Source organism: Arthrobacter sp. CAN_A6 (assembly GCF_015751715.1).
Taxonomy (GTDB): Bacteria; Actinomycetota; Actinomycetes; order Actinomycetales; family Micrococcaceae; genus Arthrobacter_D.
The window spans coordinates 229,191-243,834 of the sequence record NZ_JADOUV010000004.1; the positions used below are offsets into that span (position 1 = coordinate 229,191).

The following is a 14,644-nucleotide window of genomic DNA, read 5'->3' on the forward strand; positions in this document are numbered from 1 at the left end:
CGGACCCCGGCACCGCTGGACGCCGTGCCGGTCCTGCCCGCCGCCGCCAAAACGGGTAACGTTTTACCCATGCCTGAATCCGCGCCCAGAAACCTTCCGTTCGGCACCCTGGTCACCGCCATGGTCACGCCCTTCACTGCCGACGGCGCGGTGGATTACGACGCGACGGCGGCCCTCGCATCCCGGCTGGTGGACGACGGTTGCGACGGCCTCGTGGTGTCCGGCACCACCGGCGAGACCTCCACGCTCGAGGACTCCGAGAAGGAAGAGCTGTTCCGCGTGGTGGCGGGGGCCGTGGGCGGCCGCGCCAAGGTCATTGCCGGCACCGGCACCAACCACACCTCGCACTCGGTGGAGATGGCGCAGCGCGCCGCCCGGGCCGGCGCCGACGCCCAGCTAGTGGTCACGCCCTATTACAACAAGCCCACCCAGGCCGGCGTGCTGGCACACTTCCATGCCGTCGCAGCAGCGAGCGACCTGCCCATCATGATCTACGACATCCCCGGCCGGTCCGGCATCCCCATCACCACCGAGACGATGATCCGGCTCGCCGATCATCCGTCCATCCAAGCCCTCAAGGACGCCAAGGCCGATTACGCAGCGGTCACCCGCGTGCTGGCCAACACCAGCCTCGACGTCTACTCCGGCGACGACGGCCTGACGCTGCCGTGGATGGCAGCGGGAGCGGTCGGAGTGGTGAGCGTCAGCGCGCACGTAGCCACCGCTGCCTTCCGGGCCCTGGTGGACGCTGCCGCCGCCGGCAACTATGCGGAAGCCCGCCGCATCCACTTCGAGCTCGATCCCGTGGTGCGAGCCGTGATGACGCATATCCCGGGAGCGGTGTCGGCGAAGCAGATCCTGAAGCTCCAGGGCGTGCTGTCCAACGCCGTCGTGCGGCTTCCGCTCGTGGAGCCGACCGCCGTCGAGATGGAAGAGGTGTTCGCGGATCTCGCCGAGGCAGGCTGGGATCTCGAGCGGGGAGCAGCTGACCGGCCCGCCACGCGGTCGGAAGCATGACCGCAGGCACGGCCGCAGCCGCAGGTACAGCGGCCGGCCGGCCGGCAGCAGGGTCAGTAGCGCTGCGCCCACCGCCGGCACTGGAGCCGGGCACGCTGCGGATCGTGCCCCTGGGAGGGCTCGGGGAGATCGGCCGGAACATGGCCGTGTTCGAGATCGACGGAAAGCTCCTGATCGTCGACTGCGGGGTCCTCTTCCCGGAGGAGAACCAGCCCGGCGTCGATCTGATCCTGCCCGATTTCTCCTACCTGGAGGACCGGCTCGACGACGTCGTCGGGCTGGTGCTGACGCACGGCCACGAGGACCACATCGGTGCCGTCCCCTACCTCCTCCGGCTGAAGGCCGACATCCCGCTCATCGGATCCCAGCTGACGCTCGCCCTGATCGAGGCGAAACTGCAGGAACACCGCATCCGGCCGTACACGCTGACCGTGTCGGAGGGACAGATCGAGCAGTTCGGTCCGTTCGAATGTGAGTTCGTGGCCGTCAACCACTCCATTCCCGACGCCCTCGCCGTCTTCCTCCGCACCTCGGCCGGCAACGTGCTGCACACCGGCGACTTCAAGATGGACCAGCTTCCGCTCGATGGCAGGATCACCGACCTCCGGGCCTTCGCGCGGCTCGGTGAGGAGGGCGTCGACCTGCTCATGGTCGACTCCACCAACGCCGACGTTCCCGGTTTCACCACCGCCGAGCGCGAGATCGGTGCGGTCCTCGAGAACCTTTTCTCGCACGTCGCGAAGCGCATCATCGTCGCCTCGTTCTCCTCCCACATCCACCGCGTGCAGCAGGTCATCGACGCCGCGGAAATGCACGGGCGGTTCGTCTGTTTCGCGGGCAGGTCGATGGTGCGCAACATGGGCATCGCTGCGTCGCTCGGCTACCTCCGGGTGCCCGAGGGCATCCTGGTGGATATCAAGAATGTCGACGACCTGCCTGACGACCGCGTGGTGCTGATGTCCACGGGTTCCCAGGGGGAGCCGATGGCGGCCCTCTCCCGCATGGCCAACGGCGATCACCGGATCACGGTAGGAAAGGGTGACACCGTGATCCTGGCGTCGTCGCTCATTCCGGGGAACGAGAACGCCGTCTTCCGGGTCATCAACGGCCTGCTCAAGCTGGGCGCGGACGTCGTCCACAAAGGCAATGCGAAGGTGCATGTGTCCGGTCACGCAGCGGCCGGGGAACTCCTGTACTGCTACAACATCCTCCGGCCCCGCAACGTGATGCCGGTGCACGGTGAAACCCGGCACCTCATCGCGAACGGCAGGCTCGCCGAGCAGACGGGGGTGCCTGCAGCGAACGTCCTGCTCACTGACGACGGCTCGGTGGTGGACCTCGTCGATGGCACTGCGCGGATCGTCGGCGCTGTCGAGTGCGGCTACATCTACGTGGACGGCGCGAGCATCGGCGAGATCACCGACGCCGATCTGAAGGACCGGCGCATCCTCGGCGAAGAGGGCTTCATCTCCATCATCACCGTGGTGAACCGCACCACCGGCAAGATCGTCTCGGGGCCCGACATCCATGCCCGGGGATTCGCCGAGGACGACTCGGTCTTCGATGAGATCATGCCGCAGCTCAGCAAAGCCCTCGAGGAAGCGGTCCGCAACAACAAGGACCACACCACCCATCAGCTGCAGCAGGTAGTGCGTCGCGTGATCGGCACCTGGGTGAACCGCCGGTACCGCCGCCGTCCCATGATCATTCCCGTGGTCCTCGAGGCGTAGCTCCCCGGAAGCCGGAGCCGGATCCGGTACCGTGGAGGTATGGCCACCCGTACTTCCCCTGCCCCCCGGGGGCCCCAGCAGTCGCGCAAGAAGACTCCAGCTGCTGCGCGCCCCGCGCCGGCCAGGAGCATTCCCAAGACCAAGCAGAGCCCCAGGCAGAGCCAACGGCAGAGCCAACGGCAGAGCGCCGCACAGGGTGGCGCGCAGAATACTGCGGCCGTCCCGGAACACCCCGAGGAGAAGCCGTCGCTGCCCCTCCGTGCCGTTCGCGGTGCGTGGATGGGCCTCGCCCACGTCGCCGGGTCCGGGGTGCGCAAGTTCGGGCACGACGTCGATCCGGAACGGGACACGCGCCGGGACGGAACCGGATTCTTCCTCCTGCTGCTGGCGATGGCCGTCGCTGCGGTCGAGTGGTGGGCCCTGGCCGGACTGCTCGCGCGGGGCATCCACGCGGTGGCCGGCGGCACCTTCGGATGGATGGCGCTGCTGGTTCCCTTTCTGCTGCTGATCGGCGCCGTCCGGCTGTTCCGATACCCGGAACAGCATCGCGCCAACAACCGCATCGCCATCGGGCAGCTGGTCATCCTGGTTGCCGGATCCGGCATCGCACACCTGGTGGGCGGCAGGCCGAGCCTCTCCGAAGGTCTTGATCCACTCTGGCGCGCCGGGGGAGTGGTGGGATTCCTCACCGCCGGGCCCCTGACCGAGATCCTCACCCCGTGGCCGGTGGGCCTCCTCCTCGGCCTCGCCGTCTTCCTGGGGATCCTCATCGTCACCGCAACGCCCCTGCGACACATCCCGCGGCGCCTGAGGGCCCTCTACGAGCACCTCATGGGGCAGGACCTGATCGACGGCGACCGCGACTCCACCAACGGCCACAACGGCAGCGACAACGATCCTGACCACGACCAGAGCTACCTCTACGAGGCGCATGGCGCCACGGCGAAGCCCGCACCGAAGAAGAAGAAACGTCTTTTCGGCAAGAACCGGACCGAACAGCCCTACGACGGCGACGCCGACGCCGACGGTTACGTGGGCGATGAAGCCTTCGAACGCGCCGTGATCGAGGACGAGGAGCGGAAGGCGCGCGAAGCCGAAGCGCAGATACCGGCAGGCACGCGCCGGCCCACGCAGCAGGAGCTCGCCGCCGAGAAGATCAAGCAGGCACAGGGAATCGGATCGACCGCGGCCCGTGCTCCCGAAAGAACGCCGGAGCGGATTCCGGAGGGCGCCACCGAGGCCATCGACGTCGTGCCCTCAGCGAAGGCCCTGATCGTGCCGTCCACGCCGGTCCAGCCACAGGTCCCTCCGACCCCGATCCCCCAGCGGACCGAACAGCTCCAGCTCGCCGGGGACGTCACCTACACGCTGCCGCCGTCGGACTACCTTCCTGCCGGCACGCCGCCGAAGGAGCGTTCGGAAGCCAACGATGCCGTCGTCGCGGCGCTGACCCACACCATGGACCAGTTCAACGTCGACGCGAAGGTCACCGGCTTCTCCCGGGGACCGACCGTGACGCGCTACGAGATCGAGCTCGCGCCCGGCACCAAGGTGGAACGCGTCACGGCGCTGTCGAAGAACATCTCCTACGCCGTCGCCAGTTCGGATGTCCGCATCCTGTCGCCCATCCCCGGCAAATCGGCGATCGGCATCGAGATCCCGAACACCGACCGCGAGACGGTGTCGCTGGGGGACGTGCTCCGCTCGGGCAACGCCCGCAAGACCGACCATCCGATGGTCATGGGCGTGGGCAAGGACGTCGAGGGTGGTTTCGTGGTGGCGAACCTCGCAAAGATGCCGCACCTCCTGGTTGCGGGAGCGACCGGGGCCGGAAAGTCGTCCTTCGTGAACTCGATGATCACGTCGATCCTCATGCGGTCGACGCCCGACGAGGTCCGCATGGTCATGGTCGACCCCAAGCGCGTCGAGCTCACCGCGTATGAGGGCGTGCCGCACCTCATCACCCCCATCATCACCAGCCCGAAAAAGGCCGCCGAGGCCCTGCAGTGGGTGGTCCGCGAAATGGACACGCGCTACGACGACCTCGCGAACTACGGCTACAAGCACATCGACGACTTCAACAAGGCCGTCCGCAACGGCAAGATCGTTCCGCCCGAGGGATCCAAGCGCGTGGTCCGGCCGTACCCGTACCTCCTGGTCATCGTGGACGAACTCGCCGACCTGATGATGGTCGCACCGCGCGACGTCGAGGATTCCATCGTGAGGATCACCCAGCTTGCACGTGCCGCGGGCATCCACCTCGTGCTGGCGACGCAGCGTCCGTCGGTCGACGTCGTCACGGGACTGATCAAGGCGAACGTCCCGTCCCGCATGGCGTTCGCGACGTCGTCGGTCACCGATTCCCGCGTCGTCCTCGACCAGCCCGGAGCCGAGAAGCTCATCGGACAGGGCGACGCACTGTTCCTGCCCATGGGCGCCTCCAAACCGATGCGCGTCCAGGGCGCGTGGGTCACCGAGTCGGAAATTCACCGCGTCGTGGAGCACGTCAAGGGACAGCTGTCGGCGGTCTATCGCCAGGACGTCGCCGTCGAAGCGCCGAAGAAGCAGGTCGAGGACGACATCGGGGACGATCTCGACGTCCTGCTGCAGGCCACCGAACTCGTGGTCACCACCCAGTTCGGCTCGACGTCGATGCTCCAGCGCAAGCTCCGCGTCGGCTTCGCCAAGGCCGGCCGCCTCATGGACCTCCTCGAATCCCGGGGAGTGGTGGGACCGTCCGAAGGGTCCAAGGCACGCGACGTGCTCGTCAAGCCGGACGACCTCGCACCGGTCCTCGCCGCCATGCGTGGCGACGAACCCGCTGCCGCCGCCCCTGCAGCAGCCCCACGACCTGCGGCCCCGGTGGACCTCGTGGCCGACGACCTCGCAGCGCGTACCCAGGCGATCGACTACTCCGACGGAAGCTCCGCGAGCGACGACGACGGAGACGAGGACGCCTGGAACCTCACCGGCAGGTAGCCTAGTCGTGTGACGAACACTCCAGCCCCGGCGGTACCGGTTCTGAACATCGCGAACGTCCTCACCGTCGTGCGGATTCTCCTGGTTCCCTTCTTCGTCTGGTTCCTGCTCGCCGACAACAGCGAGGGTGGGCTGTTCCGCTGGCTGGCGGTCGCGACGTTCGTCGTCGCCATCTATACGGACAAGCTCGACGGCGACCTCGCCCGGAGCCGTGGCCTGATCACCGACTTCGGAAAGATCGCGGACCCCATTGCCGACAAGCTCCTGATCGGATCTGCGCTGATTCTCCTGTCGGTCCTCGGTGAACTGTGGTGGTGGGTGACCCTCGTGATCCTCGGTCGGGAGCTGGGCGTCACCCTCCTGAGGTTCGCGGTGATCCGTTACGGAGTGATGCCGGCTTCGCGTGGTGGGAAGTTGAAGACGGTGATCCAGACCGTCGCCATCCTCCTGTTCCTCCTGCCGCTCCAGTCGAGCCTCGGCAGTTGGGCCTGGTGGCCTGCAGCAGTCGTCATGGGCGCGGCACTCGTCGTGACTGTGGTCACGGGAGTCGATTACGTCCTCCAGGCCGCCCGGCTGCGCTCGGCAGCGAAATCGTCTCCTCCCTCTCCCGCATGAAGCCCGCCGACGTCGTCGGAAAGGCCCTGGCGGCAGGCCTCACGGTTGCAACAGCCGAATCGTTGACGGCCGGACAGGTGGCAGCTTCCCTCGCCGACGTGCCGGGCGCCTCCGGAATGCTGAAGGGCGGGGTGATCGCTTACGCCAACGACATCAAGATGAAGGTGCTCGGAGTCGAGCCGACGCTTCTGGTCCAGGCCGGGTCGGTGGACGCGGCCGTAGCCCGCCAGATGGCAGAGGGGGCCCGGACCCTGATGAACACTGATCTCGCCGTCTCGACGACCGGAGTTGCAGGGCCTGAGCCGCACGACGGAAAATCCGTGGGAACCGTTTTCATCGCAGTGGCCTCCGCTTCGGGCACCCGGGTGGTGGAATACCGGTTTTCGGGGGGCCGCGGGCAGATCCGGCAGCAATCCTGCAGCGCTGCATTGGAACTGCTGGGGAGCGGGTTGTCCATGGGAACAAAAGATCCCGCGGGTTAGTTATGAATAGTGTCGGCCGTTGATAGGGTTGACGACTAAGGCTCAAGAAAACCGGGCCGGTCATCATCTTCGCGGCATCCGCCCACCGGGCGGGGCCGCACTTATGAGGGAGCAAGGCATACCGATGGTAAAGCAACCCGTATCCGTAAACGGCGTGATCCGTTGGCGTGATGTGGGGCTGGCAGATGATGCACAACGCAAGCCCAAGGAGCGCAAAATGGTGGTACTACGCCATGAAATCGGGGACGTCCTCCGCGACGTCCGCCAGCGCCAGGGCAGGACGCTCCGGGAGGTGTCCCACAGTGCAAGGGTCTCCCTCGGATACCTCAGCGAAGTGGAACGCGGCCAAAAGGAAGCGTCATCTGAACTCCTCTCATCAATCTGCGGCGCACTGGATGTTCCACTGTCCTCGATGCTGCGGGAAGTCAGCGATCGGCTCGCAGAGGCGGAGGGTGTCTCGATCCCGGACACCATTCCGCAGGAATTCTCACGCGAATTCGAAGACAACCTACCCGATGACCTCACCAACGACTTCCGCAGGGGACTTGCAACCACCAACCGGTAGACGCTGCCCCGCGTCAGAAAGCCCGCCCCGACAGGAGGCGGGCTTTCTGCTTTGCGCAGCAGCAGTGGGCTCCTACCAGTTGTCCTTGGTGTACGTGGAGTTGAGCTGGGCGATGAGGTTTCCGAGCTGCGTGAGGTCCGACACGTCCCAATCCTCCATCAGTTGATGGAAAGCCTGCTTGCGCGCTGACTGTGCAGTGACGAGCTGATGCGTTCCCGCCGGCGTCAATGAAATCGCCTGCGCCCGGCCGTCCAGCGGATCCGCTTCCTTCTGGACCAGACCGAGTTGCTCAAGCATTGCGATCTGCCTGCTCACTGACGGTTTGCCGACGCCGATGCTGGCCGCGATGTCCGTCAACCGCATGGAACCTTCGCGCTGCAGGATCACGAGCAGACCGTAGGCAGCCGGTTCCATGTCCGGGTGCACGCGACGTGCCACCTTGTAGGAGTTGGAGCGGGCGCGCCTCCAGAGCATGCTGAGCTGCTGCTCGAGCGCCTCGATCGCGGAATCTACATCGGAGTCGGTACTTGCGGGCTTGGCTTCCATGTCGCTTATTCTAGGGTTCCGGCTGCCGCATTCCGCTACGGGGGTTGGGGGAAGCCGTCCGGGGGGCATGCAACCATCATCACCGGGGGTCCGGCAGGACATTGTGAAAGGACTCATGCCAGCGGAATCGCCCGGCAGAACCGTCCGACGGGACCTTCCGACAGGATTTTCCGGCGGGATTTCCGACAGGATTTTCCGGCGGGACCGAGACGAGACGCTTGCTCGATACGAAGGAATTCCGATTTCTGGTTTCCGGGCCGTGGCGCCCGTCGGCAGAATGACGCAGTGGAGAAGGAGAGGGACATGCGGCTGAGTGACTTCTGGCGGCTGATGGATGACGAGTTCGGAAGCCGATACTCGCGCAGCCTGGCGGGGGATCTGGTCCTTGCCGAGCTGGGGGACCGGACCGCGCTTGCCGCGTTGTCCGGCGGGGTCGATCCCCGCCGGGTATGGACCGCTGTCTGTGATGCGCAGGACATTCCGCACGAGCGGCGGCTGGGCCGGGATGTCGCGCCCCGGCGGTAACCCTGCTGCGATGAGTTGGCAGGCGCGGCCCGCCGATACCGAACCGATGGCCGGCCGGACACGCCGAGAAATTATTCGAATCTTTGTTCGGTCGGCGGTAGGATGGAAGCATCCCGCCGCGTCGGAATGTCCACATAGAAACGGCATTCCCGAAACTGTCAGTGCCGGCCGATAGGGTCGGAACGAACATGCAAACGGCCTTCGGGCCACAACAAACCGAGGTGAATAATGGCCGCACCAGCCGACCGCGAGAAAGCACTTGAAGCTGCACTTGCACAGATCGACAAGCAGTATGGCAAAGGCTCGATCATGCGTCTTGGTGACGAGGTTCGTGCCCCCCGTGAAACTATCTCCACAAGTTCCATTGCACTGGATGCGGCCCTCGGCATAGGAGGGCTTCCCCGTGGCAGGGTCGTCGAGATCTACGGGCCGGAATCATCGGGTAAGACCACTGTTGCACTTCACGCCGTCGCCAGCGTCCAGCGTAATGGTGGTATCGCCGCGTTCATCGACGCCGAGCACGCCCTGGATCCCGAGTACGCAAAGAGGCTGGGTGTGGATACCGATGCGCTCCTGGTGTCCCAGCCTGACACGGGTGAGCAGGCCCTGGAAATCATGGACATGCTGATCGGGTCCGGCTCGATCGACCTCGTGGTGATCGACTCCGTGGCAGCGCTGGTGCCCCGCGCGGAGATCGAAGGCGACATGGGAGACAGCCATGTGGGCCTTCAGGCCAGGCTCATGAGCCAGGCCTTGCGAAAGATCGCGGGGCGGTTGAGCCAGACCAACACGACCGCGATCTTCATCAACCAGCTTCGCGAGAAGATCGGTGTGTTCTTCGGCAGCCCGGAGACGACCACGGGTGGCAAGGCCCTGAAGTTCTATGCGTCGGTGCGCATCGACGTCCGACGCATCGAAACCCTCAAGGAGGGTGTCAATCCGGTGGGTAACCGCACCAGGGCCAAGATCGTCAAGAACAAGATGGCGCCGCCGTTCAAGCAGGCGGAATTCGATATCCTTTACGGTTACGGAATCTCGCGTGAGGGCGGGCTCATCGATGTGGGTGTGGAGAACGGGCTTGTCAAGAAATCGGGTGCGTGGTTCACCTACGACGGTGATCAGCTGGGCCAAGGCAAGGAGAACGCCCGGAAGTTCCTGATCGACAATCCGGACCTGGCTGATGAGCTCGAGCAGAAGATCCGGACCAAGCTCGGGATCGGTGTCCAGCCTGAAGAAGCTGAAGGCACACCGAAGCTCAAGGCCGTCAGCGGGGAGTAGCGGGATGTCCGCCGACGGTGCTTTCGGTTCCAGCGGAACATCAGAGCCTTCGCGCAAACCCTTTGGCAGGAGCAGGAGCAGGGGATCCAGGGCAGGGAGCAGTGGTTCCGCAGCACAGGCAGCTTCCGGTTCCCGCACCCGGAAGCTGCGCCCCGCGCAGGAATCGCCCTATGGCCCGGTGGTGGGCAGCTCGGCCGACTCCGGCTCCGGCTTCTCCCAGGATTCCCAGGGTGAGTCGAGCAAGCCACCGGGCTACCCGGACGCAGTTCCGCCCGTCGTTTCCCCCGAGGAGGGCAGCAAGGTCCCTGAAGACCCGGCCGGGCTTGCCCGGTCACTAGTTCTCAGGCACCTCGCCATGGCACCCAAAAGCAGGCACCAACTCGCCCAGAAGCTCAAGGAACGAGACATCCCTGATGACGTCGCCGGCGCCGTGCTGGACCGCTTCGAAGAGGTTCAACTCATCGACGATGCCGAATTCGCCGGAATGTGGGTACGTAGCCGTGCCCAAACACGTTCCCTGGCCCGGTCGGTCCTGAAGCGGGAGCTTGCTGACAGGGGCATTGACCCGGATCTCGCCGAGGAAGCCCTCGCCCAGATCAGCGACGAGGACGAGCGCGCCTCAGCCGAACAGGTGATTCGCAGGAAAATGCGTGGCGGCATCGACCTGGCGGACCGGAAGGTCCGCGACAGGGAAACGCGGAAGCTCGTCGGCGTACTGGCACGCAAGGGCTACAACCCGGGCCTCGCGTTCTCCCTCGTTCGGGATCTCCTGGACGAGGGGCGGGGTAACGACGATTGTGGACTCGCGGCCGGCCCACCGTACGCTTAACAGCGTGAGTATCACAGCGCCCGCGCCGTCGTCAGCCCCGGTCCAGCGGAACATGATCGGCAGTCCACGCACCTATGAAGTCAGGACATTCGGCTGCCAGATGAACGTCCATGATTCCGAACGCATCACCGGGCTGCTCGAGGGCGCCGGTTATGCTGCGGCGTCGGGCGGCCAGGCCGACGTCGTCGTCTTCAATACCTGCGCGGTCCGCGAGAATGCCGACAACAAGCTCTACGGAAACCTCGGGATGCTTGCCTCGGTGAAGGAAACCCATCCCGGCATGCAGATCGCGGTGGGCGGATGCCTCGCGCAGAAGGACCGCGACACGATCCTGCGGAAAGCTCCGTGGGTGGACGCAGTCTTCGGAACCCACAATATCGGGGCCCTTCCGGCCCTGCTCGAGCGGGCACGCCACAACAACGAGGCCCAACTCGAGATCCTCGAATCCCTGGACGTGTTCCCCTCCACCCTTCCCACGAAGCGCGACTCGGTATACGCGGGCTGGGTGTCGATCTCCGTGGGCTGCAACAACACGTGCACCTTCTGCATCGTTCCAGCGCTGCGGGGCAAGGAGCGTGACCGCCGGCCCGGGGAGATCCTCGCCGAAATAGAGGCTCTGGTGGCCGACGGCGCCATCGAGGTCACCCTCCTCGGCCAGAACGTGAATTCCTACGGCGTGGAGTTCGGCGACCGCGGTGCGTTCGCCAAGCTGCTGCGCGCTTGTGGGGCGATCGAGGGCCTGGAACGGGTCCGGTTCACCAGCCCGCACCCCGCAGCATTCACTGACGATGTCATCGAAGCGATGGCCGGGACGCCCAACGTGATGCCGCAGTTGCACATGCCACTGCAGTCCGGTTCCGACCGCGTGTTGAAGGACATGCGGCGTTCCTACCGCTCCACGAAGTTTCTCGGGATCCTCGACCGGGTACGCGAGCGCATGCCGCACGCGGCCATCTCCACCGACATCATCGTCGGGTTCCCCGGAGAGACGGAGGAGGACTTCCAGGCGACGCTCGACGTCGTCGAAAGGTCCCGGTTCGCGACGGCTTTCACCTTCCAGTACTCCAAACGCCCCGGAACTCCCGCTGCCGACCTTGCCGGCCAATTGCCCAAGCACGTTGTGCAGGAGCGTTACGAGCGGCTGACTGCGCTGCAGGACCGCATCAGCGAGGAGGAGAATGCGCTGCAGGTGGGCAGGCAGGTGGAAGTCCTCGTCACCGCCCACCAGGGGCGGAAGAGCGCTGAGACCCACCGGCTGTCGGGGCGCTCGAGGGACCAGAGGCTCGTCCACTTCTCAGTGCCCGACGGCGGGCAGGTGCCGCGGCCTGGGGACCTCGTCACCGTTTCCGTGACCCGGGCCGCACCGTTCCACCTCATCGCCGACCCGGCGTCGCCCGCCGAATACAGCGTGCGCCGATCCCGTGCCGGTGACGCGTGGGACCGCGCGCAGGCGGATTCGTGCGCTGCGCCCTCCACCGGAGCCGGCGGCGCAGGGACGCGCGGAGTCTCACTCGGAATGCCCACGCTCCCGGTCCGCGGGCGAGCCGACTGACGACGGGAATCTCCTGATGTCGGCAACCAGCCGCATGCCGCCAGCCCCTCAGCCGTCGCCCGACCCGGCGCCGCCAGCCCCGTCGGCGCCGGCCGACCGGCCCAGGTCGACCGATGGACGGACGTCCGTCACCGGTCCGGTCCCGGGCGTGCGGAAGGTCTCGCCCGCGCCGTCCCTCGCCGGAACGGTTGTCGCCGTCGTCGGTCCCACCGGTTCCGGAAAATCGGACCTCGCCGTCCAGCTGGCGCTTGCGCTCGACGGTGAGATCATCAATGCCGATGCGATGCAGTTCTATCGCGGCATGGACATCGGCACCGCGAAGCTCCCGATGGAGGAGCGCGGGGGCATCCCCCATCACCTTCTCGACACCCTCTCCATTCAGGAGGAGGCCAGCGTTGCCGCTTACCAGTTCGCGGCGCGGGTGGCCATCGCGGAGGTCCGGAAGCGCGGGAAGGCGCCGATCCTCGTAGGAGGTTCAGGGCTGTACGTGCGCGCTGTCCTCGACTGCCTCGAGTTTCCGGGTACCGACTCTGCAGTGAGGCAGCGCCTCGAGGAGGAGCTCGAGGACAAGGGGGCAGCGGCGTTGCGGGACCGGTTGGCGAAGGTCGACCCGGCGTCGGCCGCGAGAGTTGCCGACAACCGCCGGCTCGTCCGGGCGCTCGAAGTCACGGAGCTGACCGGACGCCCTTTCAGCTCCTTCATGCCCGAGCGCCGGTATTACCAGTCCGCCGTCCAGGTGGGGTTGGAGGTGGACCGGGAAAGGCTCCGTTCGCGTCTCGCGACACGTGTCCACACGATGGTGGAGGACGGCCTGCGTTCCGAGGTGGAGCAGCTGGTGGACCAGGGGCTGAGGGAGGGACGGACGGCGTCCCGGGCGCTGGGCTATGCTCAGTTCCTGAAGGTGCTCGACGGAGCAATGCCGGAGGAAGCCGCCGTCGAGGACACGATCGTCGCGACCCGGCGCTTCGCCAAGCGTCAACTCACCTGGTTCCGTGGAGACCCGCGCGTGGACTGGCTGGACGGTGAGGATCCGCGCCTGCTCGAGAGGTGTCTCGATCTCCTACAGGGCGGGTCGGATGCCCGACAAGATCCGGATCAGTCAGTTCCAACCCAGGAGGGTGACCGTGCCAGTTCGAACGCAGCAGAACTCCACTAGTCCGCTGGCCGGTGTTCCCTTCACCAAAGGGCACGGGACCGGCAATGACTTCGTCCTGATTCTCGATCCCGAGGGGCGGCTCGACCTGGACAGCAGGAGTGTCGCCGCCGTGTGCGATCGACATCGGGGTATCGGAGCGGACGGATTGATCCGCGCAGTCCGGTCGGAACGGATCCCTGAAGGCAGGGCACTGCTGCAGAGCGCTCCCGACGCCGTGTGGTTCATGGACTATTGGAACGGTGACGGAACAACCTCCGAGATGTGCGGGAACGGCGTGCGGGTGTTCGTCCACTTCCTGGCCGTCAAGGGGTTCGTATCGCTCGACGGCGGAGCAACCGTTTCCGTCGCCACCCGCGGCGGCGTCAAAGTCGTCGCGGCGTCCGCCGACGGTTACTCGGTGGACATGGGCCCCTGGGAATTCATCCACCCGGACACCGCGGTGGCCCGCGGCACGGACTCCCTGGTGGAAATCCAGGGACTCGAAGTTGCCCGCCCCGCCCTGTCCGTCAGCATGGGAAACCCGCACACCGTCGTCGCACTGGCAAGTCTCGGGGAGTTGACCGCCGCGGCCCTGCACACCGCCCCGGCCGTGGAACCGTTCCCTCCCCAGGGCACCAACGTCGAGTTGGTCGTGCCCAACGACCCGTTGGTCGAAGACGGCGTCGGTGTGGTCACCATGCGCGTGCATGAGCGCGGTGTGGGAGAGACGCAGTCCTGCGGCACGGGAGCCTGCGCGGCGGCCGTTGCAATCCGGTACTGGGCGGGGGATTCGGCGCCCTCCCGTTGGGCCGTCGGCGTGCCGGGAGGCGTCGTCGGCGTCGTCTTCCACGTGGGCGTGGACGGACTGGAGCACGTTGAACTGAGCGGACCGGCTGAACTGGTCGCCGAGGGCGTACTTTTTCCGGCGTCGTTGCAGGCCCTTTCCTCCTGACCGCACGCGTCCCTGCATCGGAGATCGGGGTGAGGCAGGGTTTCCGCAGGATCGTCCGAGGTGCACCGGCGCTGACGTGCCGCGCGTCGACAGAAGCGTCCAGACCTCTTGGCCTGGGTCCGTGCAGCCCGGAGTGACGTCACCTAGCGTTGAACTGCGCTGACACCGGAGAGGGCATGTGCCACGGTGCGGCAAGGCTCGGGACGCCCCCGACATTCACTCTGTTCGATTCCACCCTCGGAGGAGTGTGATGCGGGCACGGACGGGAGGCGGGCAGGTTCGACCCCATGTCCGTGACCCCAGGTCCGTGACCCCGCGGCAGACGCGTTACCCGGGGCTCTGCCACGGTATCGGGTAGATTCCCCGGACCCGAAAACACAAAGCGCAAGGTTTACGCAGGTTGGACGAAAACAATGATTTTCCCGCCGGGATACACGTA

13 protein-coding genes are annotated in these 14,644 nt (G+C 66.1%); 12 read left to right on the forward strand and 1 reads right to left on the reverse strand.

What is annotated here, in order from left to right; translation table 11 throughout:
* Positions 1-69: 69 nt before the first annotated feature.
* The 6 genes from dapA to IWX75_RS17680 all read left to right on the forward strand — a co-directional run bounded on the left by dapA (position 70) and on the right by IWX75_RS17680 (position 7,388).
* Positions 70-1,017, forward strand: a complete 948-nt coding sequence (dapA, locus tag IWX75_RS09410; RefSeq protein ID WP_196821992.1) for a 4-hydroxy-tetrahydrodipicolinate synthase — start codon at positions 70-72, stop codon at positions 1,015-1,017.
* Positions 1,014-2,747, forward strand: coding sequence for a ribonuclease J (locus tag IWX75_RS09415; RefSeq protein WP_334684227.1), 1,734 nt, complete (start codon positions 1,014-1,016; stop codon positions 2,745-2,747). Before dapA ends, IWX75_RS09415 begins: the two co-directional genes overlap by 4 nt.
* Before the next feature lie 39 nt (positions 2,748-2,786).
* A complete protein-coding gene (locus IWX75_RS09420; RefSeq protein ID WP_196821993.1) occupies positions 2,787-5,726 on the forward strand; it encodes an FtsK/SpoIIIE family DNA translocase in 2,940 nt (979 codons plus the stop codon).
* A gap of 9 nt (positions 5,727-5,735) precedes the next feature.
* Positions 5,736-6,341 carry a CDP-diacylglycerol--glycerol-3-phosphate 3-phosphatidyltransferase gene (gene pgsA / locus IWX75_RS09425; protein WP_196821994.1) on the forward strand — a complete coding sequence of 202 codons (606 nt, stop codon included), beginning with the start codon at positions 5,736-5,738 and terminating at the stop codon, positions 6,339-6,341.
* Entirely contained in the window at positions 6,338-6,823 is a 486-nt protein-coding gene (locus IWX75_RS09430) for a CinA family protein (protein ID WP_196821995.1), read from the forward strand. Before pgsA ends, IWX75_RS09430 begins: the two co-directional genes overlap by 4 nt.
* Positions 6,824-6,947: 124 nt before the next feature.
* Complete coding sequence (locus IWX75_RS17680; RefSeq protein ID WP_196882027.1) at positions 6,948-7,388, forward strand: helix-turn-helix domain-containing protein; 441 nt, start codon at positions 6,948-6,950, stop codon at positions 7,386-7,388.
* 72 nt (positions 7,389-7,460) lie between these two features.
* On the opposite strand, the gene IWX75_RS09440 is transcribed toward IWX75_RS17680, so the two are convergent.
* A complete protein-coding gene (locus IWX75_RS09440; protein ID WP_196821996.1) occupies positions 7,461-7,934 on the reverse strand; it encodes a MarR family winged helix-turn-helix transcriptional regulator in 474 nt (157 codons plus the stop codon).
* Between the two features lie 303 nt (positions 7,935-8,237).
* Between IWX75_RS09440 and IWX75_RS09445 the strand changes: the two genes are divergently transcribed.
* The 6 genes from IWX75_RS09445 to dapF all read left to right on the forward strand — a co-directional run bounded on the left by IWX75_RS09445 (position 8,238) and on the right by dapF (position 14,205).
* Positions 8,238-8,459: a DUF3046 domain-containing protein gene (locus tag IWX75_RS09445; protein WP_196822058.1), complete on the forward strand. Its 222-nt coding sequence runs from the start codon at positions 8,238-8,240 to the stop codon at positions 8,457-8,459.
* Positions 8,460-8,687: 228 nt separating this feature from the next.
* Positions 8,688-9,737, forward strand: coding sequence for a recombinase RecA (recA, locus tag IWX75_RS09450; protein WP_026531977.1), 1,050 nt, complete (start codon positions 8,688-8,690; stop codon positions 9,735-9,737).
* A gap of 4 nt (positions 9,738-9,741) precedes the next feature.
* Complete coding sequence (locus tag IWX75_RS17685) at positions 9,742-10,566, forward strand: regulatory protein RecX (RefSeq protein ID WP_334684228.1); 825 nt, start codon at positions 9,742-9,744, stop codon at positions 10,564-10,566.
* A gap of 52 nt (positions 10,567-10,618) precedes the next feature.
* Positions 10,619-12,118, forward strand: a complete 1,500-nt coding sequence (miaB, locus tag IWX75_RS09460) for a tRNA (N6-isopentenyl adenosine(37)-C2)-methylthiotransferase MiaB (protein WP_196822060.1) — start codon at positions 10,619-10,621, stop codon at positions 12,116-12,118.
* Between the two features lie 16 nt (positions 12,119-12,134).
* On the forward strand, positions 12,135-13,274 hold the full coding sequence (miaA, locus tag IWX75_RS09465) for a tRNA (adenosine(37)-N6)-dimethylallyltransferase MiaA (RefSeq protein WP_334684229.1): 1,140 nt from the start codon (positions 12,135-12,137) through the stop codon (positions 13,272-13,274).
* On the forward strand, positions 13,243-14,205 hold the full coding sequence (gene dapF / locus IWX75_RS09470; protein ID WP_334684230.1) for a diaminopimelate epimerase: 963 nt from the start codon (positions 13,243-13,245) through the stop codon (positions 14,203-14,205). The genes miaA and dapF overlap by 32 nt, the downstream gene beginning before the upstream one ends.
* Positions 14,206-14,644 lie beyond the last annotated feature (439 nt).